The sequence below is a fragment of the Synechococcus sp. MIT S9508 genome, assembly GCF_047303045.1.
Taxonomy (GTDB): Bacteria; Cyanobacteriota; Cyanobacteriia; order PCC-6307; family Cyanobiaceae; genus Synechococcus_C.
On sequence record NZ_CP138941.1, the window covers coordinates 1,498,478 to 1,518,433 of the forward strand.

Below are 19,956 nucleotides of genomic sequence, written 5' to 3' on the forward strand. Positions count from 1 at the left end.
TTGAAGACCTGATTGCCATCGTTGTGATTGTGGTTTGTTGCACTGAAGCCGTTCCAGACATCTCGTTGATCTTCTGATCGATTGATTGATGAATTGCTCGATCAGCATGCAGATGACCTGATTTGCTTGCTCAGCAAGATGATTGATGTCGCTGTTGTTGAGCATTCGATCAAGCATGAGATTGTTGGTTATGCATTGAACGTGCCCAATGCTGTGATGAGATCACTGCCGCATCAGTTCGCGATTTCACTGGTGATTGGCCTTTGCCGCTGTTCGCTTTTGGACGGCGATTCCGGAGGCAAAGGTGTGTCTGAAACGGCTGCTGGAGTTCCGCCATCTCTGGATCGGCCTCTTCTGATGCGACTGGGAGACAGCCGTGTCGCTGCTGCGTCTTTGGAGGTGATTCAGGCCTGTGAACAGCGTCTTGGTCTTGCTGCGGAAGATGTTCAGTTGGCTCACCCAACCAATTTCGGAGACCGCAAGGTCAGGGATTCGTGGGGACGTGTGTTGCAGGTGAAGCCGATGGTGATCGTGCTGCACGAAACAGTGATCAGCGAGCCTCAGGCCCTTGGCCTGTTTCAGACCAATCATCCGGACGATGATCAACAGGTGAGTTATCACATGCTGATTGGCCGGGATGGGCGCCGCGTGCGGATTGTTCCTGATCAGAAGCGTGCCTACGGCAGCGGTATGTCGGCCTTCGGTGACATCACGATGCGGGATCGGCCCGGCAGCGTGGGATCGATTAACAACATCGCTTTGCATCTCAGCTTGGTGACGCCATCGGATGGTCGCGGAGACTCACATGGCCATTCTGGTTACACGAACGCGCAATACAAATCGCTCGCAGAGCAGGTGTTGCTTTGGCAGGCGACATTCGGGATCCCCATCACGCGCCTGACCACGCATGCGGCCGTGGATCGAAGTCGCAGTCGATATGACCCGCGTAGTTTCCGTTGGGATCGTTTTGACCCTCATTACATTCACGCAGCAGAGCTCTGTGGGTTCAATCAGTTCAATAACGAGCAGGCAGGCCCGTGAACAAGCAAAGCCTGGGAGGAGTTATCTGCGCGGCATCTTCTAAATTCAATGCTGCTCTTTCGTTAATGCCGTGCCGCTGATTCCCCGCTGGCGGTATATGACCGACGACAGCAAGGCGCTGGTCAAGCGTGGTGCTGTGAGTCTGCTGGTTGTGTTCCTCGCCGTGATTGTGTTGCGTGCACTGCTGCCCTGGGTGTTGCTCGGCGTGATTGCCTGGTTCGTCTGGTCTTGGGTGGCGCGGCGTTGATTGGCTGTGCCAGTCGACATCCCTTGAGCCGATGTCGACGAAGGTTCGTCGTTGTTTCGTGGATCAACGCGTTATCCGTCGATGTGAATCACGCCACTGAGATAAGGGATCACACGGCCGCTGATCAACACTCTTTCATCCGCCAATGCGCAGTGCAGCAGTCCTCCTCGAGCTGAAAGCTGACGGGAAACCAGGCTTGTGCGATCGAGGCGATCAGCCCAGTAAGGCGCCAGGGTGCAATGTGCTGAACCGGTCGCGGGATCTTCTGCGATGCCGCATGACGGAGCGAAGAACCGGCTGACGAAATCAACGCCCGAGTGCGAACCTGGTGCTGTGACGATCAGACCCCGTCCAGGAAGAGCGGTGACAGCTTCCGAATCAGGCTTGATCGCCTCGACCTCACGCTCATCTGCGACCACCACCATCAGATCCATGGCCTGCAGACAGGCAACGACGTTGGTGCCAAGGATCTGATGGAGTCCGGTCGGGGTGGCGCACGGTTCCCCCGGCTGCAGAGGGAAGTCGAGAGTTAGCTGCTGTCCATTGCGGCGAACCGTCAGTGGTCCGCTGTTGGAGCTGAACTGCACAATCTCGAGGTCGGGTTCGCGCTGGAAGACGACATGGCCAGCCGCCAAAGTGGCGTGGCCACAGAGATCCACCTCGCAGCTTGGAGTGAACCAGCGAAGCTCATAGTGACCTTCGCTGCCTACATAAAAGGCGGTCTCGGAAAGATTGTTCTCACAGGCGATCGCCTGCATCAGCTGATCCGGTAGCCAGGTCTGCAGAGGGCAGACAGCGGCAGGGTTGCCCTGAAACGGACCTTCAGCAAAGGCGGCGACCTGTTCGATCGGGATCGTCCCTGTCATGACCTGCTCAGCTGGATTCGTTGCGGGTGTGTTCATCGGCAGAGCCGCGTGATCTCTTCACCTGCGTGAACAGAAGCCAGGCCATGGATGCGAGGACTACCCCGGTCAAGTGGCTGCGCAGCAGTTCCACGATCGCAACGGTGCTTGCGGCAATGCGTAGGCCTCGCAGCAGAATGTCCTGAAGCGCAGGCCTGACAGGCGTTGATTTGGCGGGCGTTTGCGGGTCCATCGTTGAGCAGCCTGTCACCGTTCAAGGGTCTGGTCGACTAATCAATTGCACGCTGGCCCACACATGGGCGACACAATCTGTTACAAAGGGTGCATACGTGCTTCTTTCCCATGGACAACGCAAAATTTGGTTTCTCCGCCTTCGCTGAGCAGTGGAACGGCCGTCTGGCAATGATGGGCTTCGTGATAGGTCTCGGCACCGAGCTTCTGACTGGTCAGGGAATTCTTTCCCAGGTTGGCCTCGGTTGAAATCCATTCAGGAGCCTGATGTTTGGGCACCGGAAGATCGCGTTGGATACGTCCAGTTGATTCTCTTCGGTGCGTTCATCGCGACCCTCGGAGTAGGTGCCAACATTGTTGTGAAGTACCTCTGGTCATCGCTGGACGCTCTCAGCAATTATTTTTAATCGAATTTATCCGGCAACTACGATTGCCGGTTTGAATGAGCCCCTGTTAATTGCAGGGGTTTTTTGATGGGAACTGCTGTTCTTTACCAAGGGAGCACTGTGCCGTTGGCGTGCCAAAAGCTTCCACTGCTCTCAAGAGTCAGTTCATCAATTCGTGCAATCAGTCCGTTGACAGAGTCCGCCGGGCTGATGCCGTTGGGGTTGAATCTGATCATCCGAGTCTTGACCAGGCCAGGATGCAGTATCGCCACGGCAATGCCTCGTCTCTGCAGGTCAACTGCGAGTGATTTGCCAGCAATGTTCAGCGCCACTTTCGACATCCTGTAGCCGTAAGAGCCCCCTGAACTGTTGTCTTCGATCGACCCCATGCGGCTGGTCATCAGCACCAGTTTTGATCCCTCAGGCATCAACGGAATCAACGCCCTGGCAAGCAGAAGAGGTGCCAAGGCATTGACCTCAAACTGCTGGCGGATGCCATCCGGGTCCAGGTCGCTCAGCCCCATTGACTGCAGCACACCTGCATTGAGAATTACTGTTTCCAGCTGTTGGCCGGCCAGTCCATTGACCAATGCAGCGATCGAATCGGGGCTGGTGAGTTCAATTCCTGATTCAACCCGTACGCCAAGGGCGTCCAGTTCGTCGCTGGACTGACGGCAAACTGCGATCACCCTGTCTCCACGAGCGTGGAGCTGTTGGCAGTAAGCAAGACCGATTCCCCTATTGGCACCGGTCACCAGAGAAGTCGCCAAGGCCGAATCGCAGTTGATCACCATCCTGCCGTCAGAATCAAAGGATGGTGGCCGCTCCCATAGCCTTGGCTCGTAGTCTCTTTGCATTCGCTGAAGCGGTCGCCGTCGCGCGGTTTTCATGGGCTTTGATCCGCGCCAGTGGTCGCCGTCATCGTCAACCCGTGACGATCGCAACCGGCAGAACCACGCTGAACGTGTCACCAGCAATGTGGAAGCTTTGCTGCGCGAAAACGACGCTCTGCGCAGGGAGGTGCAGCGATTGCATCAGAAGCTTGATCGTTTGCAGCGGCAGCAGTGGCAGCGACCTCAGCGTGATGCGGACCGTGATTGGAACCGGAAACAGCCATCGACTCTGGTGAACTCTGCGCAGGTGCAGCGCTGGGGAGATTCTCTGGCGATGCAGCCGGGTTGGAGTGTGTTGCGCCAGCACGGACTTGAACAACTGATCGACCAGCTCAATCGCAGCAGCTTTCACTCTCAGCTCAGCTTGAGCCAGAGGCTTGACCGGGTGGTCAGTGGTCTTGGCACTGATCTGTTGGCTGCCGTGGGGGGCAAGTCCACGAAAAAAACCGCGGCGGTGCTGGCGGCGTTTGCGCTGTATGGGGTGCGGGCCAGTGAGTGGCTTGATGAGGATCCACGCAGGGTGGTGGCGGAACTCCGTCACCGTCATCGGCAGGGCCAAGATCATCGCCACGCCGGCTGCAGCGGTCGGCGAACACGCAGTGATCAACGAGCGACGGATCGAGAGCCAAGCGAGCAGGGGCGCAGTGGATCGGGTGATCTGCGTTCCGAAGCTCTGTCGGTTCTCGGCTTGAAGACGGATGCCTCACAGGAGGCCATCAAGCAGGCATTCCGGACGTTGGTCAAGTTGCATCATCCCGATCTGGGTGGATCGGCAGATGCTTTTCGCAGGGTCAATGACGCCTATCAGTTGCTGATGGCCTGAAGGCAACGCTGCGAAGACATCCATGGCCCTGGCCTCATCGCCACAGCACTTCGATCGTGGTTCCTCCGGACATGTCGAAGCGGATGCCTGTTGTGCTGTTGCTGCGCTGACAACGCAGTCCCGCTTCGCTGTACGGGAAGTTTGTTCGCGGAACATGATGGTCACGTAGCCCTGGCGCTGGCTGAACCGACACGGACCGGATTGGAGCTGAACAGAAGGGTTGTGATGGCTCAGTTGGCAATGGGCGATCGTGCTGTCGGCATTAACCCTGGTGGCCGCTTCAGTGATGGCGAAGCCAAGGCTCAGCAGCAGAACCCTGCAGGTGAGTTTCAGGGGATGGTGCAGAGGCATGAAAAAAGCCCTGACGGAGCAGGGCGTTGTGCCGGAGTTCGGCGGAACTCATCTGGCCACTTTCTGGCCCCGGTACACGAGTTCAGGACGCTCGCTGCTTTTGGCGACAGCGGTGTTCTGCGCGTACTGCTGGCCGCGGTAGGTCAGTGTCATGGTGGTTCCTCGAAGCAAGCTCAGGTCCCCGTTCCATGGCCTGAGTCGTACTGCGCCTCGCCAGGGACGAGGTGAACGATGTTCAGAGTCTCAACCAGATTTGTTAGCAGGCTGGTCAACAGTGAGGTCGTTCGCGCCGCTACACGGAGCGTTTAACTCTCCTCCGGAAGCGGGCAGGGCATCAACGGCAGGCAATCTCCGGAGGGGTTCAGCCATTCCTCGAATTCACTGCGAACTGCATCGGCGTCGACGCGACGGTCGGTGCTGTGCAGAACTCTGCAGCGCTGCCGGCTGTAATCCACCGCGGCTCCAATCAGTGCAATCGCTTGTTCTTTGGTCATGGGCTGCCAGCAGTTGGATGCATGCTTGACGTCCAGCCCGGCTTTGGTCGTGGCAATCGCGACAGTCTGCGAGTTCTGCGGCGTGGTTCGGCTTCTTAAGATGAGGCCAACGTTGGCCGCGACATGAATCCCAAGCAGGTGAGTGCCCTTCGACGGGCCGTGATCTATTTCCTGGTGGGATATGGCGGACTGACTGTGATCAATAACAGCGGTCTGGCTCCCGAACGGATGTGGCTGGCCTACACGCCCTTGTTTGTGGGGGTTTATTTCTTCGCGCGCTGGGCGGACGCCAGAATCGCCGCATCAGGCCAAACCAAGGACGAGTAAGTGGCCGATGACGGTGTTGTTCAAGCTCTCATAATGAAAAGCACATTCAGGACGTCATTGTCGCTATCATTTACTTAGAAGATCTCATTGATACCGACTCCAATCTTGAGTTGAAGTGTTGGGGATGTCGTTCAGTTGATGTCTGACTTTGGATCGTTTCCAGTAAAAATCTCCGCAGAGAGTGCTGCGGAGATTTTGTCCGTTGCTTCAGGTGTGACTACAGCGATCAGCTGAGGCCAAGTATTCCGAAAGTGATCTGACTGAAGATGCCGTGACCAGTCAGCGCTTCAGTGAGAATTCCGATCACGAAGCCGAGCATGGCAACGCGACCGTTCAACAGTTCTGCGCGCACTAGTCGCTCACCTTTGATCTGGCTCGCAGCTGCATCTTGATACCACTGGTCTTGGGTGGATGTAGAAGAACTCATTGCATCTGCGCTTATGAAGGAATATTAAGGTCTTTTGTGACGGAATGCAACGCATCCGATGGCGGTTTGGCGGGATTGTCTGTCGGCCAGGGCATTTCAGCCCGATTGATTGATCAACTGCGACTTGAGATGAACCAATCCCGACATTTTTCCGTTGCTTCTCAAGATGTTCGTTTCAGCCGCACATCTTGATGGCAGATTCCTCTAGATCTTGTGTTTCAGATTGAAGAGCTCACTGACGCGGGCTGGCATCAGACAGACTTGCATGACACCAAGGACCACGCTCTTTGGCATGCAAGATCCAAAAGTGATGCAGATGGCCACACCTATCGGGTGATCAGCAGGGAATCGGGTCTTGTGTGTCTGATGACCAGGAATGGCAGTGAATGCTGGGAACTGGATTGAATTCATCCACCAGGTTTTCACTGTTGATGACCTTCGCTTTGCATGTGATTGCCCTTGGCTCGCTGGGACCTGCCAGGGCGGATCAGTGGTCGCGCTGCCTCTACAACAACCAAAGTATTGACTGCAGGCGAGCCTTTCTGTGCAGCGGTGCTCCCTGCGGCGTGTTCAAGCTGGAATGGAAAGACGGTGCGAGTGATGTGTTCACTCGCTACAAAGACGGTGTTGCGCGCAATGTCGGCTTCTACAAAGACACACGAGGCGGTGAATGGATGCTGCGTGGATTTGCAGGTTCCTTCGGGCTCCGGAATGTCGACAACGGGAACGCCATTGTTTATGGCATGACTCTTTCTGAGTGCAGGCAATCGATGCTGGAAGATTTCTGCAGCTGATGATCACTCCGAACCGTCATCCCCAGATGTCAGCGTCCGAGAGGGTCTCGAGGTATCCGTTGGCGTCGTAGCGCCGCACGATCTGATGGGTTTGCCCCTGGGGAGTGATCCAGCGCAGGCCGCAGGCCGTGGAATCTCCCATTTGCCGATCTCTGGCATCGAGCAACAGCTCCACATGCGGCTCGGGTTGCCAGATCACCCAGTTGCCGCTGGTCCTTGTCGTGCACTGCAATGGCTGAGCCGGTGCCACTGGTTCACTGTCTTGCCTGGTTTCAACGATATAGACCACCTGATCCAGACCATGAAATCCATGGCGTGCAACAACCCGCCGCCGTTCTTCGCCATGGACGACGCTCAGTTCACCGACCCAGGCCAGAGGAGTGATTGCACTCGGGCCGAGTGACCAGCCGCCACTTGAATTCACCTGCATCGTGAACGGCACGGTTTCGAAATTCATCGACCGCTGCTCTCCGGAGGAGATATAGGTGAGGCAGTTTTCGATCACGCCATCGCGTTCCTGCACCTTCAGCGATGTCGGGAAACGATCGTCCTCATTGCCGCTGCTGCCCAGCCGAATGAAGCACCCCTTCCAGTGTCCGCTGTTGTGCTGCAGCAGCGCAGCGCGGGGGTCATGCATGGCTTCAAGTGGTGTTGGTCGACCACCAATCGTGGCGGCCTAAGCGGTCAGCCGTGATGCATCCAATACGGAAGGCCTCCCCTTCCGGATGGAAGAGACGGCCTAACTCGCTCGTCCTCGCAAGGTTCACTCCATCAACGTCGGTGGAAGAAGGAGTGCGAAGCAACTGGCTGTGGCGTCCCTGGGGCCATGACGTCCAGAGGTGGGGCTGATGCTGCTCCGGGGCACCTGCGGCGGTGTAATGAAGTGTCGATCGACGTGGCGCACCTGATATCTGCCTGTCGAAGGACCAGCCTCACGGATGGGTGGAAACTGTTGGAGTAGGGGGCCAGAAAGTCAGAAGGCTTCTGCGATCTGGTTGGGTGGAGTGTCGGCTGTTATCAGCGCCTCCGATCTCGATCAACATAGTTTTGGTGTCGGTCGCTACAAAAGCAATGAGCATGAAGGCGCATTACCTGATCCCGGTGAATCCCTGGAGAGTGAAGACGGCGTGCCTGGATCTCGAACTGAAGCGCTGAGTTTTACGCTCCGTGCCAATAAGACACCCCCTGAGGCTCGAGATGCATGGCTTTGCAACTTCACTCAGCTGAGTTTCTCCATGACGATGGACTCACCTATTGCATTCGGCGTGAGTCGCTTGATCAGGACTTCACGATCTATGAGAAACAAGATGGTGATTGGGTTGATTGTGGTCTTGATCAAGCTGTGAAAGACCTCAATTTTGCTGAGTTCAAGCGCCTTGGATTGCTGATCAAAACGATCATGGACGCCGATCGCTGGGTCGCTTAGTTGATTGTTGATGTGTGAAGCAGTGGAGGAGTTGCATCTCTTGCTGTCTGGACAACCGACCCTGTGCAGGCGGTTTTCCCCCTGTGAAGATTCTGGGCGCTGTAGGAATCTTGTTGCGGTTGAGAAGTTCATGAGAGCACCAGTTCCTGAGGTGAAAACCTTGGGAACTTTTTTATGAAGCGCACGTGTTTTTCCAGTGATGGCAGAGGACGATGGAGTCTTGCTGCTGCACAGCCCCTTGCTGGAACCGGAGCTGATCACGCCACTGACCGCCCTCAGGGTCGATGAAGCCGGTCGGCTCACCTATACGGGCCAAGACGGCTGCCGGCGTGTGATCGTCGGCGACCCTGATCTGCTGGACAGACTCACGCAGAATGATCCAATCATTGATGAACAGTGAAGCTGAGCGGCTTGATTGGGTCGCGTTCATCTTCATCGATCAACAGCTGTGATCTTCAGGGCCTTGACGGTGACGTTTAAGTAGGGAAGCATTTCACCCTTCCATGATTAAGGGCGTCTTTGGGTTTCTGAAGTCGTTGTTTTTCGGAGAATCCGATCAACAATTGGCCACGGATGATTCTCAATCGTTGAAGCAACGAACGCTTCAGGCGGTTGCCTCCGAACAGCAGGATCTGGTTCACAAAGGGCCACGCGGAGGTCTTTACCGCCTGGACTCCAACGGCCGGAAGATCTATCTCAGGCAGAGCTCCCAGGCCGCAGGCAAGCCTCGCCGAGCCAGGCGACGTCGGCATCATTCCTCCAAGGCGTCCTGACGGCTTGCGCAGAGTTCTCATTGGCGTGGTGTCACGCTCACCAACAGCCCGTCACGCGGGGTCGGGCTGGGAATCTGCTTCAACGAGAGATCTTGATCGGGCACGAGATGCAGCTGCAGCTTCTGGATCAGCCCCACGGTCATCAGCTTGATCTCCAGTTCGGCCAGGGCCTTGCCGAGGCAGACCCGCTCACCGCCTCCGAAGGGGAGAAGGGTTTGAGTGAACGACCCATCCAGATGGCGCTGCGGCCTAAATGCGGCGATGTCAGATGAATCCTCTGCGGTTCTGGAACCCAGCACCACCTGAATCACCCGATCCTGGGGAATCTCCAAATCGGCCAACCGGATCGGCTGCAGATTGCGTCGAAAAAAACCTCCCACCGGTGGCGTGAGCCGCATCACTTCCAGAACCGTGGCATCCAGGCGGGGTGATCGATGGGAGGCCTCGAAAGGCCAAGGTGATGACCGCAGCTCCGGCAGAAGCCATTGCTCCACGTCTGGGTTGAGCAGCAGAGCACGGAACAGACAGCTCAGCGATGATGCCGTTGTCTCATAACCAGCGAACAACAGAAGCAATAACTGCTCCACGAGGTCGTCGTCATCCAGTGGCATGTCGACTTCATCGAGCCCGCCACTGAGCAGATCCAGCCCTCCCTGGCTGGAGTCGCTGTGTTGCAGCACCGTTTTCAGGCTGGTGAGCAACCGCTCCCGTGCAGCCAGTGCCCGGGCAAAGGGAGTCCCCGGTATCGCCAGTGGAATGGAGAACAGGGCCTGGGTCCAGATCTCGAAATCAGCGAACAGAGCATCGCGATCGCTGGCTTCCAGCCCCAGCACGGTGCTGGCGATCACGGCGAACGCGAAGCGTCTCATCCTGGCGGCCAGTGGCTGCGGAGTCTCAGATTGCTGCAGCTCAAGGATCAGTTCCTCGATCAAACCCTGGATCGATGGGGTATAGCGGCAGAGTGCACCGCTGGAAAACAGCTGCCCCACCACGCGACGGCGGGCTTTGTGAGCAGGGCCGCTGCGGTTGGCCAGCGACCGGCTGCCGAGTAGTTGACGCACGCTGCCTGGCCACCAACCCTCGAGGGTTGCTCCCTGCTTCAGCAGATCGGAAATGGCCCGCTCCCCCTGGATGAACACAATGCGCTGAGCCAGCAAGCGGGTCTCAAAGACATCGCCATGAGCTGCGAAGCGTTTGCTGGCGAAGCCAGGATCACTGAAGAAGTCGAGTGTCTCCCTGAGGCCCGTGACCGCACCGGTGCTGGGACATGTCGCGACGCTCATGGAAGCTGATTGGTTGCCACGAGAACCTATCGGCTTGGCTCAGATCTGTGGGTCAAGTGCTGTCGTTGATGGCCGGCTGAAGACGCGTGAACTGAGGATCAGGGCGATCAGGAATCCCAGGAATTGCACCATCACCACCGAGGGACCTGAGGGAAGGTTGGTGAGTCCGGATGCCAACAACCCCAGCAATGCGCAGGTGCCTCCCAGGATCGAGGAGACGAAGACGTAGATCGGAAAACGTCGACAGAGCAGACGGCCTGCGCAGGAGGGAATCACAACAAAGGCGCTGATCAGGAGCACGCCAACCGCCTTGATAGACACCGCCACCACCACGGCGAGCAGCACGATGAAGGCCAGTCTGTGCCATCGGGTCTGCACACCCACGGCACCGGCAAGATCCTGATTCAGGGTGAGCAGCACCTGTGCACGCATGCTCAGGCTCAGATAGAGCAGTGCCGCTGCCAGCAAAATGCCGATCACGATCAGGTCGAGACTGCTGACCCCGAGGATGTCTCCAAACAGCAGCTGGCGAATACCGCCCCGATAGCTCTCCACCAGGCTGAGGAACAAAATGGCAGCCGCAAGAGACGTTGAATACACAATGTTCAGCAGGGCATCCGTGGGGAGGGAGCTGCGCTCCACCAGCTGATTCACCAGGATGGCGAACACCACCGCAAAGGGGATCAGAACCAGCGTGGGGTTCACGCCGATCAGGATTCCCAGCGTGATGCCCAGCAGGGCGGAATGCCCCAGGGCATCGCTGAAAAATGACAGTTCCCTGAGCACGGCAACACTGCCCAATAAACCGCCAAGCGCTCCGGTGAGCAGGCCGCCGATCAGCGCGCGCTGCATGAAGGGTTCGGCGAGAACAAGCACCAGCGCTTGAGTGTCAACCATGACACTGATGCCTGTACGGAACCATGTTGGGTCCATACAGATCAACGAGTCGTTCAGGAGTCAGGGTGTGGTCCGGTGAACCACTGCAGCAGAGGCGACGATTCAGTCCCAGAACCTGGTCGCTGCTGCGGCGCACCATGTCGAGATCGTGAGAGACGTGCAGAACGGTCCATCCCTCCTGACGCCGCAACTCCAGCAGCAGCTGTTGAAAGCGTTCGTTCGATGGCACATCAAGACCGGCCTGTGCTTCATCGAGCACCAGGAGTTGACGGGGCCGAACAACGCAGAACGAGAGCATCACGCGTTTGAGCTGACCCCCAGACAGTTCACTGAGAAGACGGTTTCTCAGATCGATGCAACCGGTGCGATCCAGGGCCTTCTCAATGGCACTTTTTCGTTTGCGATGTTGATGCCAGGGCCAACGTGGCCCTGGCGGGTCAAACCCGAAGCCGACGAACTCCGCCACGCTCAAAGGGAAGCGTCCCTGTAGGGAAAGACTTTGCGGCACGTAGGCGATCTGGGATCTGATGGCACCGGGAAGGTCGCCGTTGGGCGAGAGCTGTTTGCCCAGAATCTGCACCTGACCGGCTGTTCGGGGCAGCAGGCCAAGCAAGGCGGCTACCAGGGTGCTCTTGCCGGCACCGTTGGGTCCAACCACGGCGGTCTCGCTCTCACTCTGGAGTTCGAAAGAAACCTTGTCCACCGCTAGACGACCTGAACGTTCAACCGACAGGTCGCTCACTACCACCACCGGGCTGGGCATCAAACGTCAGTCCCCAACGGCTTTGACCAGATTGTTGACGTTGGAGCGCATCACCTCAAAGTAAGTTCCAGGAACTTTGGCGGACTCTGCTGAGCCGGTCTCAAGCGGGTTGAATTCAACGATATTCACCCGGAGATCTTTCGCCAAGGCATTGAAGGAACGATTGCCCTCCTGAGGCTCGCTGAGCAGGGCTTTAAGGCCTGAAGCTTTGACCTGAGCGGCCACCTGTTGCAGATCTGCCGGGCTGGGATTCATCTCGGGAAGGTCAACCAGGAATTCCGCTTTCAGCGAATAACGGTTGGCGAAGTAGGTCGCGAAGTCGTGAAAGGCCACGAACGTCTTGCCGCTGTAGGGCTTGAGCTTCTCGGTGAATTCCGTATTTAGCTCTTTGAGCTTGGCGGTGTACTGAGCAGCGTTCTTCCTGTATCCCTCAGCGCAACTGGGATCGGCTTGGACAAGACCATCTCGGATGTTTTCGACCTGCTGAGCGGCGCGAACCGGGTCAAGCCAGATGTGCGGGTCGTATTCACCGTGGCTGTGTCCATGGCCGTGATCGTGGTGATCATCGTGATGGTCGTCGTGGTGACCACCTCCAGCGGCTTTGATGGTCTTTACGCCGCGGCTGGAATCAATCACGACAAGATCCTTGTTGCCAGCGGAGTCGATTAGGTCGTCGAGGAATTCCTCCATCTCCAGTCCGTTTTTGACCAGCACATTCGCGCCACTGAGGTCCGTCAGGTCGGATGGTGTGGCCTGAAAGTCGTGGGGTCCCAGGTTGGGTGGAATCAAGGCTGTGACATCTGCGCAGTCGCCAGCCACCGCTTCGGTGAACAATGTGATCGGCAGGAAAGTGCTGACCACTTTCAATTCCTTGCTTTGGGTCGCATCAGTGTTGTTGACACCAGGAGCACCGCAGGCCACAAGGCCAAACAGAAGCGACATTGCGCTTAGACGCGAAAACACAGAAGCCATTCGGTTCCGAAAGCCAGGACAGGTTTGAAGTTCAGAGCTCAATCGAGCCCACTGATGAAAAATGATAATCATTATCGCGGCGGTTGACTGTGCTTACTAGCGTTGTGAAAGCAAGACGCCCAATGTAGATGTATCAAAAAGTACCCGTTACGATTCTGACCGGCTATTTAGGGTCTGGAAAAACAACATTATTGAATAAAATCCTCAGCGAAGAACATGGCAAGCGCATTGCTGTGATTGAGAATGAATATGGGGAAGTTGGCATTGATCAAGGGCTTGTCATCAACGCCGATGAAGAGGTCTTTGAAATGTCGAATGGGTGCATTTGTTGCACAGTGCGTGGGGATTTGATCCGAGTTCTTGGCAACCTGATGAAACGACGTGACAAGTTCGATTACGTCTTGGTTGAAACAACTGGGCTGGCTGATCCCGGTCCAGTTGCGCAGACATTTTTCATGGATGATGAGATCCGTGATGAATTCACCCTTGATGGAATTGTCACGCTCATTGATGCTGCACATATTGATCAACAGCTTGAGCGAAGCAATGAAAGCTCCGAGCAAGTGGCGTTTGCTGATGTGTTGATCCTCAACAAGTCTGATCTTGTTCCAGAGGAATCACTGGTGAAGCTGGAGTCACGCCTGCGTGATATGAACACGATGGCCCGTGTGGTTCGCAGCACACAGGCTGAAGTTCCAGTTGAAACGGTGTTGAATCTGAGCGCCTTCGATCTTGACCAGATTCTGGAGCGTCGTCCCACCTTTCTTGAGCCGGAATATCCCTTTGAATGGACCGGTGTTTACCAGCTTGAGCCAGGAAATTACGAGATGACTCTCGATGATGGGCCAGACCCTGAGATGTCTCTGGTTGCCATCCCCGGTCAGAAAGCGGATGAAGATGCGCTGAAGCAAAGCGCAGAGCAGTGTGTTCGACTCTTCGCCCAGGCCGCGCAATCTCTCAAGCCAGGCGATTCGATTGCTGCCAACAAACATCTCAGTCTGGAGTTGGAGTCGAAGGGGACGAAGTCGTTTCTATTTGAAGTCAAGAATGAGGAAACGATCGGTTTCTATGCCCAGCACACGGCAGAGGAATTTGACCTGAAGATCATCAAGGCTGGGCAAGCGGTGAGCCCGATCAAAGAGCGCGTCTGGGTCGCAGAGCACGAGCATGATGATGAAGTCGGTTCCATCGCCATTGAGCGTCAGGGCAATGTTGATCCTGAAAAGCTCAATCAGTGGATTGGAACACTGTTGGCTGAAAAGGGTGTTGATATTTTCCGGACCAAGGGATTCATCAGTTACAAGAACGAATCCCGCAGAGTTGTGTTTCAGGGGGTCCACATGTTGTTCACCGCCCAGCCGGGGCAGGAGTGGGGAGATGCGCCGCGCTGCAATCAGCTCGTGTTCATCGGCCGTAATCTCGATGAAGCCCAGATGCGCAAGGACTTTGACGAATGCCTGATCTGAAGACGTTTGCCCCCCAGGGCATGCTTCATGAGGGTTGGACTGCCCAGGTTGATGACTACGCGCTGGCCTGTGGATGGACGGGCGATGGAGACAATCTGCTGGTCGGTGATGTCGCCGGTGGACTGTCTCTGTTTGCAGGCAAGACCGGTGAACTGATCTGGACCAAGAACAACATTCACCAGGGCGGTTTACTGGCTCTGGCGATTCATCCGAAAGGGGATCGTTTCGCCACATCCGGCCAGGATGGATGCGTCTTGATCTGGGATAGTCAGCAGGGGGAAATCCTGCACTCGATCAATCCTGGGCGGAGCTGGGTTGAGCATCTGGCCTGGTCAGGCAGCGGCGACATGCTGGCGGTTGCTGCATCAAAAAACGTTCACATCTATCACCCTGATGGTGTTGAGAAATGGTGCACTGAAGAACACGCCAGCACCGTGAGTTCGATCGCCTGGTCGAAGCCCGATGAGCTGGCCACCGCTTGTTATGGGAAGGTCAGCTTCTTTGACATCACCAGGCAACAAGTTGCTCAGGAATTGAAATGGCAGGGATCACTGGTCTCTATGGTGCTGAGTCCCGGCGGAGACATCGTGGCCTGCGGTAGCCAAGACAATTCCGTGCATTTCTGGCGCCGTTCAACCGGCATGGATGCTGAGATGACCGGCTATCCAGGTAAGCCCAGCCAGCTGGCGTTTGATCAAAGCGGTCAGTTTCTGGCCACCGGTGGCAGTGATCAGATCATTGTCTGGAATTTTCAAGGTGATGGTCCTGAAGGATCACTGCCTGGTCAGCTTGTGCTCCACCCCGAAGCCATTTCCACCCTGGCTTTCGCGCATGAAGGACGGATCCTGGCTTCAGGTGCAAGGGATGGATCGGTGTTTGTCTGGCTGCTTGATCACAATGGGGATGGCAATCCGCTGGGGGGAGCCTTCACTGCTGAGAAGATCAGTGCGGTGTGCTGGAAACCGGATGACACCGCTCTGGCGGCGATTGACTCCGATGGTCGAGTCTCAGTGTGGCCCTTCAAAATTCGTGGCTGATCTCTGATCCAGCTCTCTGTTGGGCATGTTTGAACTTCCCAAACCCATACAGCGCAGCAGGATCCGGCATGTGCTGGGTCGAGAGTTTCATATTGCAAAACGAAAGGTCCACTGGTTGATGGGAGGCCAGAGCTGGGCTTCACGCTCGGACTCCCTGTTGATCAACCATCTGAAGTTCAGTCATCAGTCGTTGATTCTGCGTCCCTTGCCAGGAGTGGACCTTCAGCTTCAGCACAACAAGCGCAGGAATCTCGAGCTGGCTATCGCCCGATTGGACCGAGTTGTGTTGCGTCCTGGCGAGACATTTTCAGTGTGGAAGCTGGTGGGTCGGCCGACCAGAAGGAAAGGCTATCTGGATGGTTTGGTCTTGAAACAGGGAAGGATTGCTCAAGGTCCGGGTGGGGGACTTTGCCAGATGGGAAATCTTTTGTTCTGGATCGCAGGGCACAGTCCACTTACGATCAGCGAGCGCTGGCGGCATGGCTTTGATGTTTTTCCTGATGTGAATCGATCGATTCCTTTCGGGGCTGGAGCAACATTGGCTTACAACTATGTCGACCTGCAGTTGACCAATCACACGGCCTATTGCTTTCGTATTCACTTATGGCTGGATGAGAAGCATTTGCATGGTGAGCTCTTCTGTGACACCAACTATTCATCGACTTACACCCTGGAAGAGCGCCATCACCAGATCAAGCAACAGATCTGGGGCGGCTATTCCAGGCACAATCAGATTTTCCAGATCCGGCATGATCTGGATGGTTCCAGCTCAGACAAGCTGCTGGTTGAAAACCATGCCCTCATGATGTACGAGCCGTTGTTGACAGCAGCTTGAGCCAGGTGCTGTGGTTGTGGCTAGCTAGTTGAAGTGACCTGTCTCTCTGCCCATGGACTGGATGCTGCTGCTGTTGATTGCCGCTTCCCATCTGGCCAGCGCCTTCCTGGCCGCGACGATTGCGCGGCAGAAGGCTCGCAACAGCCGGTCGTGGTTTGTCGCCGGTCTTCTGTTCGGGATGCTGGGCCTGATCGGGGCTGCAGGAATTCCCGATCGTCATCAGATCGTTTTTCTGCGCCATCTCGCTGAAGCTCAGGGATACAGAAACAGACGTGGATCCGGGGGCAAGGCAGGTCAGCCTCAACGGTGAACCGTGCCGCAGCAGTTTGTTTTCGTGGCGTCGGCTACCGGTTGATCACGGCGATGGAACCCGGATCTCTGATCTGTCATCGACCACACATCAGCGTTGGTTCGGCTGCGGTGTCATGCCACCACCTGTTGCTGATCCATGGGTTCTGCCTCCTGCTCTGAGAGCACCTCCTCCAGTCGATCCATCAACAGTTGTGCGGAGGATTTCTGTGGGGAGGATTTGGTCTGCGTGCAGTTCTGGATGAATGGCTGCTCCCAGGTCGCCCATGTGAGTCGCTCTGCTCTCGGTCGCTACCGCCGTGATCTGCTGGCGACGGGGGCTGTGCTGTTGAACTGAATAATTAGAGCTTCGGCGTTGATGTGGACTCAGCTACCCGTTCCCAGTGGTTGTCTCTGGGCTGATTGCAGTTGAATGGGCAATCAATTTCCTGTTGCGGCCAAGGACTCGACTTTCGTTGATTCGGGTGTGATGTACTCACAAGAGATTTGATCGTTGATGATTGGTGTGATTACAGCCACTGGGACTGGTGAATCAGGTACGTCGGCATCAAGGTCGATTTCAAGTGTATCGAGATCCAGTGTCAGTGATATAAAACCGTCTACAAAGGATATTTCCGTTGGGGACATTGTGAAGACAAAAACGTTGTCAGAAATTTCTGTTTTAAAATTAATCATTTCTAGATTGTTGGAGATATCGTTGTATTGACTTTTTGGAATGAAAGAAGCGAAGGGCACTTCGTCTTTAAGGTTGAAATCGACGAGAGATTTGGTCTTTTTGTTGTAGCTGAAGACTTCTCCTGTTAGGCGGTCAATATGAAAGTCAAATCCAACTGAGTTTGCAGAGCAGTAAACGCGTTTGATTGTTCCGCTATTGAAGGCGATGTTCTGGTTTGGGATTGTGCACCCTGTGCATAGCAGTCCGATCAAATAGGCTGAAAATCGCAGGCTGTTCCATCGGTTGTTGGTCTTCACAGTGACTTGCTTTGCACGTTGGTCTTAGCGATTGATGACCATATCATTTGTTTGTTTTGCCATATTCGGGTTCTTTTGAAATCTGGCTCTGATTCTTGTATGGAGAAGAATCAGATTCGGACTGCTTTGCTTGTTGAATTGTATTGTTGCGACTCTCAGCGAAAGATCGCTTACGGCCTTGTAGGAAGTTTAAGTATTGCTCCAGGATCTGGGGCTATGAGCTGCTCTCCTTTGTGATCTGGATACGACAAAATCATGAGTCGTCATGGGGCTTTGTGTGGGCGTTGGATATGGACTCAGAGGCACCCCAGCAATTGGCTTGAACCGGCGTGATGGATCTGACTGCTCCCCTTGACTTCTCTTTCGTCGCAGCCCTGTTGTTAGTGGCCACCGCTTTTGCCGCCTGCGCTGGTTTGCTGATTGCCCTCGTGGGGTTGCAGCGGGTGTTTTCGATCGCCCCTTGCTTGGAGGCAGCGCCTGAACTTGATCCAGCGGACACCTCGCTGTGTGTGGTGATCCCCGCCTACAACGAAGCCGACAACATCGGTCCTTGCCTGAGCAGTGTGCTGGCCAGTGATCCTCCCTGCCATGACTGGCAGGTGCTGGTGGTGGATGACGAGTCCACGGATCTCACCGCCGAACGAGCAATGCGCACAGCAGCTGCGAGCACAGCCAGTGATTCGAGCGCTGCTGGGCTGCCGTTTGAACTGCTCAGGGCCGGCCCCCGTCCCCGCGGTGAGCGCTGGGTGGGCAAGAACTGGGCCTGCACCCGAGCGATGGAGCAGGTGCGCAGCCACTGGGTGCTGTTCATCGATGCCGATGTGCGTCTGCGGCCCGAGGCCTTGCGCCGTGCCTTGGCTCAGGCGATCCGGGAGGAAGCGGATCTGTTCAGTCTGGCGCCGCGGCTTGGCTGTGGCTGCCTGGCGGAATGGATGGTCCAACCGATCATGGCCAGCCTTCTGGGGCTGGGGTTTCCGATTGAGGCCACCAATGACCCTGATTCAGAGGTGGCATTTGCGGCAGGGCCTTTCATGCTGTTCCGCCGCAGTGCCTATGAGGCGATTGGCGGGCATCGCGCCCTCGCGTCAGAGGTGGTGGAGGATCTGGCTTTGGCCAGGGGCATCAAGGGGGGCGGCTTCCGCTTGCGCTACCTGCTCGGTCTGGATGCGGTGGATCTGCGCATGTATGCCGATCTGCCATCGCTCTGGGAGGGGTGGACCAAGAACTGGTTGATCGGTCTCGATCGCGACGTGGGCAAGGCACTGGCCGCCGCCGGTGTGGTGGTGCTGATGTTCAGTTCTCCCTGGCTGCTGCTGCCCTCGGCGCTTGTGTTGTTCTGGCTGTTGCCCCAGCTATCGCTCTGGTGGCTGCTGTTGTCGGGGTTGTCATTGCTGGGGATTGGGCAGCAGTTGGCCCTGCGCTTCTGGCAGCGCCGGCGCTTTGATGTTCCGCTCACCTACTGGTGGCTGATGGGTGCCGGCGGCCTGCTGCTGGGGGCGATCGGACCGGTGTCGGTGTGGCGCACGCTCACCGGCCGCGGCTGGACCTGGAAAGGTCGTCAGCTGGCCTGATCAGCCTTAATCACTGATCACCTGTGCTGGTTTCTGAACGTCTTGCCCAGACTCCCGTCTCTCTGCCTGCCAGGCTTCCAGCACTTCCGGGAAGTGCTCTTCAATGCAGCTGTCGCAGATGCCATGGGAGAAGTTCAGGGTGCTGCGTTTGGCCAGGTACTGATCGAGATGCACCCAGTCGCCACGCTCATCCTTGGCTTTGCGGCAGTAGCTGCAGGTGGAGATGATTCCCGATGGCTGGCTTTCAGAGCAGAAAGATTCGAGCAGATTGATCGATCGTTTTCTCAGATCGAGGAACGAAACCACCTGTCGGGACAGGGCTTTCATGATCTGCATCTGATTGCCTGAGAGCTGGCTTGGCTTGCGGTCAATCACACACAATGTGCCGATCCGGTGCTCTGCATCGTTGTTGAGCGGAAAGCCGGCGTAGAACCTGATCTTTGGATCGCCGCAGACCAGCGGGTTGTCGACAAAACGCTCGTCGCGAAGCGCATCGGTCACGATCAGGGGCTGGTCGGTGTGGATGGCATGGGCACAGAACGACCAGTCTCTTGGAGTTTCCTCAGCTTCAATTCCCACCTTTGATTTGAACCATTGGCGCTCGCTGTCCACCAGGCTCAGCAGTGCAATCGGTGTTTCGCACACCAGAGAGGCCATGTGCGTGATGTCGTCGTACGACTGCTCAGGGCGAGTGCCCAGAATCCTGTATTCACTCAGGGCCTTGAGGCGTTCCTGTTCAAATTCAGGGATGAGAGCGGTTTTCATCGCCTGGCCC

Annotated in this window: 31 protein-coding genes; 16 read left to right on the forward strand and 15 right to left on the reverse strand. The window is 56.3% G+C overall.

Features of this window, described 5'->3' with window-relative positions; genetic code table 11:
- The first annotated feature begins 126 nt into the window (after window positions 1-126).
- Window positions 127-1,041, forward strand: a complete 915-nt coding sequence (locus SIB42_RS08010) for a peptidoglycan recognition family protein (protein WP_231856314.1) — start codon at window positions 127-129, stop codon at window positions 1,039-1,041.
- A 70-nt stretch (window positions 1,042-1,111) separates the two neighbouring features.
- Window positions 1,112-1,288, forward strand: coding sequence for a hypothetical protein (locus SIB42_RS08015; RefSeq protein ID WP_197459843.1), 177 nt, complete (start codon window positions 1,112-1,114; stop codon window positions 1,286-1,288).
- 71 nt (window positions 1,289-1,359) lie between these two features.
- Here the strand turns inward: SIB42_RS08015 and SIB42_RS08020 are convergent, their stop codons facing one another.
- On the reverse strand, window positions 1,360-2,154 hold the full coding sequence (locus tag SIB42_RS08020; protein WP_067093060.1) for a PhzF family phenazine biosynthesis protein: 795 nt from the start codon (window positions 2,152-2,154) through the stop codon (window positions 1,360-1,362).
- Between the two features lie 7 nt (window positions 2,155-2,161).
- The gene (locus SIB42_RS08025) at window positions 2,162-2,383 is read right to left on the reverse strand and encodes a hypothetical protein (RefSeq protein WP_067093061.1); all 222 of its coding nucleotides are present in this window, start codon (window positions 2,381-2,383) and stop codon (window positions 2,162-2,164) included.
- A gap of 110 nt (window positions 2,384-2,493) precedes the next feature.
- Here SIB42_RS08025 and SIB42_RS08030 point away from each other — a divergent pair, with 110 nt between their 5' ends.
- Window positions 2,494-2,631, forward strand: coding sequence for a high light inducible protein (locus SIB42_RS08030; RefSeq protein ID WP_066908436.1), 138 nt, complete (start codon window positions 2,494-2,496; stop codon window positions 2,629-2,631).
- A gap of 241 nt (window positions 2,632-2,872) precedes the next feature.
- Here SIB42_RS08030 and SIB42_RS08035 read toward each other — a convergent pair whose 3' ends face one another.
- Complete coding sequence (locus tag SIB42_RS08035) at window positions 2,873-3,538, reverse strand: SDR family oxidoreductase (protein ID WP_067093171.1); 666 nt, start codon at window positions 3,536-3,538, stop codon at window positions 2,873-2,875.
- A gap of 118 nt (window positions 3,539-3,656) precedes the next feature.
- Between SIB42_RS08035 and SIB42_RS08040 the strand changes: the two genes are divergently transcribed.
- The gene (locus SIB42_RS08040; protein WP_067093062.1) at window positions 3,657-4,484 is read left to right on the forward strand and encodes a J domain-containing protein; all 828 of its coding nucleotides are present in this window, start codon (window positions 3,657-3,659) and stop codon (window positions 4,482-4,484) included.
- A gap of 34 nt (window positions 4,485-4,518) precedes the next feature.
- Here SIB42_RS08040 and SIB42_RS08045 read toward each other — a convergent pair whose 3' ends face one another.
- The 4 genes from SIB42_RS08045 to SIB42_RS08060 all read right to left on the reverse strand — a co-directional run bounded on the left by SIB42_RS08045 (window position 4,519) and on the right by SIB42_RS08060 (window position 5,329).
- On the reverse strand, window positions 4,519-4,677 hold the full coding sequence (locus tag SIB42_RS08045; protein WP_156485099.1) for a hypothetical protein: 159 nt from the start codon (window positions 4,675-4,677) through the stop codon (window positions 4,519-4,521).
- An 87-nt stretch (window positions 4,678-4,764) separates the two neighbouring features.
- Window positions 4,765-4,887, reverse strand: a complete 123-nt coding sequence (locus tag SIB42_RS08050; protein ID WP_413327769.1) for a hypothetical protein — start codon at window positions 4,885-4,887, stop codon at window positions 4,765-4,767.
- On the reverse strand, window positions 4,884-4,988 hold the full coding sequence (locus tag SIB42_RS08055; protein WP_074160696.1) for a DUF4278 domain-containing protein: 105 nt from the start codon (window positions 4,986-4,988) through the stop codon (window positions 4,884-4,886). The genes SIB42_RS08050 and SIB42_RS08055 overlap by 4 nt, the downstream gene beginning before the upstream one ends.
- A 152-nt stretch (window positions 4,989-5,140) precedes the next feature.
- Entirely contained in the window at window positions 5,141-5,329 is a 189-nt protein-coding gene (locus tag SIB42_RS08060; RefSeq protein ID WP_067093064.1) for a hypothetical protein, read from the reverse strand.
- A 123-nt stretch (window positions 5,330-5,452) separates the two neighbouring features.
- On the opposite strand from SIB42_RS08060, the gene SIB42_RS08065 reads away from it, so the two are divergent.
- Entirely contained in the window at window positions 5,453-5,656 is a 204-nt protein-coding gene (locus tag SIB42_RS08065; RefSeq protein ID WP_067093065.1) for a hypothetical protein, read from the forward strand.
- 226 nt (window positions 5,657-5,882) lie between these two features.
- Here SIB42_RS08065 and SIB42_RS08070 read toward each other — a convergent pair whose 3' ends face one another.
- On the reverse strand, window positions 5,883-6,083 hold the full coding sequence (locus SIB42_RS08070; RefSeq protein ID WP_067093066.1) for a chlorophyll a/b-binding protein: 201 nt from the start codon (window positions 6,081-6,083) through the stop codon (window positions 5,883-5,885).
- A 431-nt stretch (window positions 6,084-6,514) separates the two neighbouring features.
- Between SIB42_RS08070 and SIB42_RS08075 the strand changes: the two genes are divergently transcribed.
- A complete protein-coding gene (locus SIB42_RS08075; RefSeq protein ID WP_231856316.1) occupies window positions 6,515-6,877 on the forward strand; it encodes a hypothetical protein in 363 nt (120 codons plus the stop codon).
- Window positions 6,878-6,893: 16 nt separating this feature from the next.
- Here the strand turns inward: SIB42_RS08075 and SIB42_RS08080 are convergent, their stop codons facing one another.
- The gene (locus SIB42_RS08080) at window positions 6,894-7,514 is read right to left on the reverse strand and encodes a DUF3598 family protein (RefSeq protein WP_067093068.1); all 621 of its coding nucleotides are present in this window, start codon (window positions 7,512-7,514) and stop codon (window positions 6,894-6,896) included.
- Window positions 7,515-8,078: 564 nt separating this feature from the next.
- Between SIB42_RS08080 and SIB42_RS08085 the strand changes: the two genes are divergently transcribed.
- The 3 genes from SIB42_RS08085 to SIB42_RS08095 all read left to right on the forward strand — a co-directional run bounded on the left by SIB42_RS08085 (window position 8,079) and on the right by SIB42_RS08095 (window position 9,076).
- On the forward strand, window positions 8,079-8,303 hold the full coding sequence (locus SIB42_RS08085) for a hypothetical protein (RefSeq protein ID WP_067093069.1): 225 nt from the start codon (window positions 8,079-8,081) through the stop codon (window positions 8,301-8,303).
- A 199-nt stretch (window positions 8,304-8,502) separates the two neighbouring features.
- Window positions 8,503-8,703 (forward strand): hypothetical protein, encoded by a 201-nt coding sequence (locus SIB42_RS08090; protein ID WP_067093070.1) that lies wholly within the window; start codon window positions 8,503-8,505, stop codon window positions 8,701-8,703.
- Window positions 8,704-8,806: 103 nt separating this feature from the next.
- Window positions 8,807-9,076: a hypothetical protein gene (locus tag SIB42_RS08095; RefSeq protein WP_231856317.1), complete on the forward strand. Its 270-nt coding sequence runs from the start codon at window positions 8,807-8,809 to the stop codon at window positions 9,074-9,076.
- Between the two features lie 17 nt (window positions 9,077-9,093).
- Here the strand turns inward: SIB42_RS08095 and SIB42_RS08100 are convergent, their stop codons facing one another.
- The 4 genes from SIB42_RS08100 to SIB42_RS08115 are packed head-to-tail and all read right to left on the reverse strand — an operon-like array spanning window position 9,094 to window position 12,961.
- Window positions 9,094-10,359, reverse strand: coding sequence for a cytochrome P450 (locus SIB42_RS08100; protein ID WP_067093071.1), 1,266 nt, complete (start codon window positions 10,357-10,359; stop codon window positions 9,094-9,096).
- 39 nt (window positions 10,360-10,398) lie between these two features.
- Window positions 10,399-11,256, reverse strand: a complete 858-nt coding sequence (locus SIB42_RS08105; RefSeq protein ID WP_067093072.1) for a metal ABC transporter permease — start codon at window positions 11,254-11,256, stop codon at window positions 10,399-10,401.
- Window positions 11,249-12,019: a metal ABC transporter ATP-binding protein gene (locus tag SIB42_RS08110; protein ID WP_067093073.1), complete on the reverse strand. Its 771-nt coding sequence runs from the start codon at window positions 12,017-12,019 to the stop codon at window positions 11,249-11,251. The genes SIB42_RS08105 and SIB42_RS08110 overlap by 8 nt, the downstream gene beginning before the upstream one ends.
- 6 nt (window positions 12,020-12,025) lie before the next feature.
- Entirely contained in the window at window positions 12,026-12,961 is a 936-nt protein-coding gene (locus tag SIB42_RS08115) for a metal ABC transporter solute-binding protein, Zn/Mn family (protein WP_413327775.1), read from the reverse strand.
- 158 nt (window positions 12,962-13,119) lie between these two features.
- On the opposite strand from SIB42_RS08115, the gene SIB42_RS08120 reads away from it, so the two are divergent.
- From SIB42_RS08120 to SIB42_RS08145, 6 genes are read left to right on the forward strand one after another with little or no spacing between them, the layout of a single operon-like run.
- Window positions 13,120-14,457, forward strand: coding sequence for a CobW family GTP-binding protein (locus SIB42_RS08120; protein WP_156485100.1), 1,338 nt, complete (start codon window positions 13,120-13,122; stop codon window positions 14,455-14,457).
- Window positions 14,445-15,494, forward strand: coding sequence for a WD40 repeat domain-containing protein (locus tag SIB42_RS08125; RefSeq protein WP_067093074.1), 1,050 nt, complete (start codon window positions 14,445-14,447; stop codon window positions 15,492-15,494). The genes SIB42_RS08120 and SIB42_RS08125 overlap by 13 nt, the downstream gene beginning before the upstream one ends.
- A 25-nt stretch (window positions 15,495-15,519) precedes the next feature.
- A complete protein-coding gene (locus SIB42_RS08130) occupies window positions 15,520-16,329 on the forward strand; it encodes a VanW family protein (protein WP_067093075.1) in 810 nt (269 codons plus the stop codon).
- Between the two features lie 52 nt (window positions 16,330-16,381).
- Window positions 16,382-16,639, forward strand: a complete 258-nt coding sequence (locus SIB42_RS08135) for a hypothetical protein (protein WP_067093076.1) — start codon at window positions 16,382-16,384, stop codon at window positions 16,637-16,639.
- Window positions 16,636-16,800, forward strand: a complete 165-nt coding sequence (locus tag SIB42_RS08140; RefSeq protein WP_156485101.1) for a hypothetical protein — start codon at window positions 16,636-16,638, stop codon at window positions 16,798-16,800. The genes SIB42_RS08135 and SIB42_RS08140 overlap by 4 nt, the downstream gene beginning before the upstream one ends.
- The gene (locus tag SIB42_RS08145; RefSeq protein WP_067093077.1) at window positions 16,778-16,975 is read left to right on the forward strand and encodes a hypothetical protein; all 198 of its coding nucleotides are present in this window, start codon (window positions 16,778-16,780) and stop codon (window positions 16,973-16,975) included. The genes SIB42_RS08140 and SIB42_RS08145 overlap by 23 nt, the downstream gene beginning before the upstream one ends.
- A gap of 83 nt (window positions 16,976-17,058) precedes the next feature.
- On the opposite strand, the gene SIB42_RS08150 is transcribed toward SIB42_RS08145, so the two are convergent.
- Window positions 17,059-17,610, reverse strand: a complete 552-nt coding sequence (locus SIB42_RS08150; RefSeq protein ID WP_067093078.1) for a hypothetical protein — start codon at window positions 17,608-17,610, stop codon at window positions 17,059-17,061.
- Between the two features lie 332 nt (window positions 17,611-17,942).
- On the opposite strand from SIB42_RS08150, the gene SIB42_RS08155 reads away from it, so the two are divergent.
- Entirely contained in the window at window positions 17,943-19,181 is a 1,239-nt protein-coding gene (locus SIB42_RS08155) for a glycosyltransferase (protein ID WP_067093079.1), read from the forward strand.
- 6 nt (window positions 19,182-19,187) lie between these two features.
- On the opposite strand, the gene SIB42_RS08160 is transcribed toward SIB42_RS08155, so the two are convergent.
- Window positions 19,188-19,946 carry a GAF domain-containing protein gene (locus SIB42_RS08160; protein WP_067093080.1) on the reverse strand — a complete coding sequence of 253 codons (759 nt, stop codon included), beginning with the start codon at window positions 19,944-19,946 and terminating at the stop codon, window positions 19,188-19,190.
- Window positions 19,947-19,956: the final 10 nt, after the last annotated feature.

What these genes read in the sequence shown, in the direction of transcription:
- SIB42_RS08160 (WP_067093080.1), bottom strand. Translation starts at nt 19,946, where the DNA reads ATGAAAACCGCTCTCATCCCTGAATTTGAACAGGAACGCCTCAAGGCC.
- SIB42_RS08100 (WP_067093071.1), bottom strand. Translation starts at nt 10,359, where the DNA reads ATGAGCGTCGCGACATGTCCCAGCACCGGTGCGGTCACGGGCCTCAGG.
- SIB42_RS08060 (WP_067093064.1), bottom strand. Translation starts at nt 5,329, where the DNA reads ATGACCAAAGAACAAGCGATTGCACTGATTGGAGCCGCGGTGGATTAC.
- SIB42_RS08030 (WP_066908436.1), top strand. Translation starts at nt 2,494, where the DNA reads ATGGACAACGCAAAATTTGGTTTCTCCGCCTTCGCTGAGCAGTGGAAC.
- SIB42_RS08135 (WP_067093076.1), top strand. Translation starts at nt 16,382, where the DNA reads ATGGACTGGATGCTGCTGCTGTTGATTGCCGCTTCCCATCTGGCCAGC.
- SIB42_RS08130 (WP_067093075.1), top strand. Translation starts at nt 15,520, where the DNA reads ATGTTTGAACTTCCCAAACCCATACAGCGCAGCAGGATCCGGCATGTG.
- SIB42_RS08095 (WP_231856317.1), top strand. Translation starts at nt 8,807, where the DNA reads ATGATTAAGGGCGTCTTTGGGTTTCTGAAGTCGTTGTTTTTCGGAGAA.
- SIB42_RS08110 (WP_067093073.1), bottom strand. Translation starts at nt 12,019, where the DNA reads ATGCCCAGCCCGGTGGTGGTAGTGAGCGACCTGTCGGTTGAACGTTCA.
- SIB42_RS08070 (WP_067093066.1), bottom strand. Translation starts at nt 6,083, where the DNA reads ATGAGTTCTTCTACATCCACCCAAGACCAGTGGTATCAAGATGCAGCT.
- SIB42_RS08040 (WP_067093062.1), top strand. Translation starts at nt 3,657, where the DNA reads ATGGGCTTTGATCCGCGCCAGTGGTCGCCGTCATCGTCAACCCGTGAC.
- SIB42_RS08120 (WP_156485100.1), top strand. Translation starts at nt 13,120, where the DNA reads ATGTATCAAAAAGTACCCGTTACGATTCTGACCGGCTATTTAGGGTCT.
- SIB42_RS08105 (WP_067093072.1), bottom strand. Translation starts at nt 11,256, where the DNA reads ATGGTTGACACTCAAGCGCTGGTGCTTGTTCTCGCCGAACCCTTCATG.
- SIB42_RS08115 (WP_413327775.1), bottom strand. Translation starts at nt 12,961, where the DNA reads ATGTCGCTTCTGTTTGGCCTTGTGGCCTGCGGTGCTCCTGGTGTCAAC.
- SIB42_RS08050 (WP_413327769.1), bottom strand. Translation starts at nt 4,887, where the DNA reads ATGAGTTCCGCCGAACTCCGGCACAACGCCCTGCTCCGTCAGGGCTTT.
- SIB42_RS08155 (WP_067093079.1), top strand. Translation starts at nt 17,943, where the DNA reads ATGGATCTGACTGCTCCCCTTGACTTCTCTTTCGTCGCAGCCCTGTTG.
- SIB42_RS08125 (WP_067093074.1), top strand. Translation starts at nt 14,445, where the DNA reads ATGCCTGATCTGAAGACGTTTGCCCCCCAGGGCATGCTTCATGAGGGT.
- SIB42_RS08090 (WP_067093070.1), top strand. Translation starts at nt 8,503, where the DNA reads ATGGCAGAGGACGATGGAGTCTTGCTGCTGCACAGCCCCTTGCTGGAA.
- SIB42_RS08145 (WP_067093077.1), top strand. Translation starts at nt 16,778, where the DNA reads ATGGGTTCTGCCTCCTGCTCTGAGAGCACCTCCTCCAGTCGATCCATC.
- SIB42_RS08080 (WP_067093068.1), bottom strand. Translation starts at nt 7,514, where the DNA reads ATGCATGACCCCCGCGCTGCGCTGCTGCAGCACAACAGCGGACACTGG.
- SIB42_RS08025 (WP_067093061.1), bottom strand. Translation starts at nt 2,383, where the DNA reads ATGGACCCGCAAACGCCCGCCAAATCAACGCCTGTCAGGCCTGCGCTT.
- SIB42_RS08075 (WP_231856316.1), top strand. Translation starts at nt 6,515, where the DNA reads ATGACCTTCGCTTTGCATGTGATTGCCCTTGGCTCGCTGGGACCTGCC.
- SIB42_RS08020 (WP_067093060.1), bottom strand. Translation starts at nt 2,154, where the DNA reads ATGACAGGGACGATCCCGATCGAACAGGTCGCCGCCTTTGCTGAAGGT.
- SIB42_RS08085 (WP_067093069.1), top strand. Translation starts at nt 8,079, where the DNA reads ATGGCTTTGCAACTTCACTCAGCTGAGTTTCTCCATGACGATGGACTC.
- SIB42_RS08065 (WP_067093065.1), top strand. Translation starts at nt 5,453, where the DNA reads ATGAATCCCAAGCAGGTGAGTGCCCTTCGACGGGCCGTGATCTATTTC.
- SIB42_RS08055 (WP_074160696.1), bottom strand. Translation starts at nt 4,988, where the DNA reads ATGACACTGACCTACCGCGGCCAGCAGTACGCGCAGAACACCGCTGTC.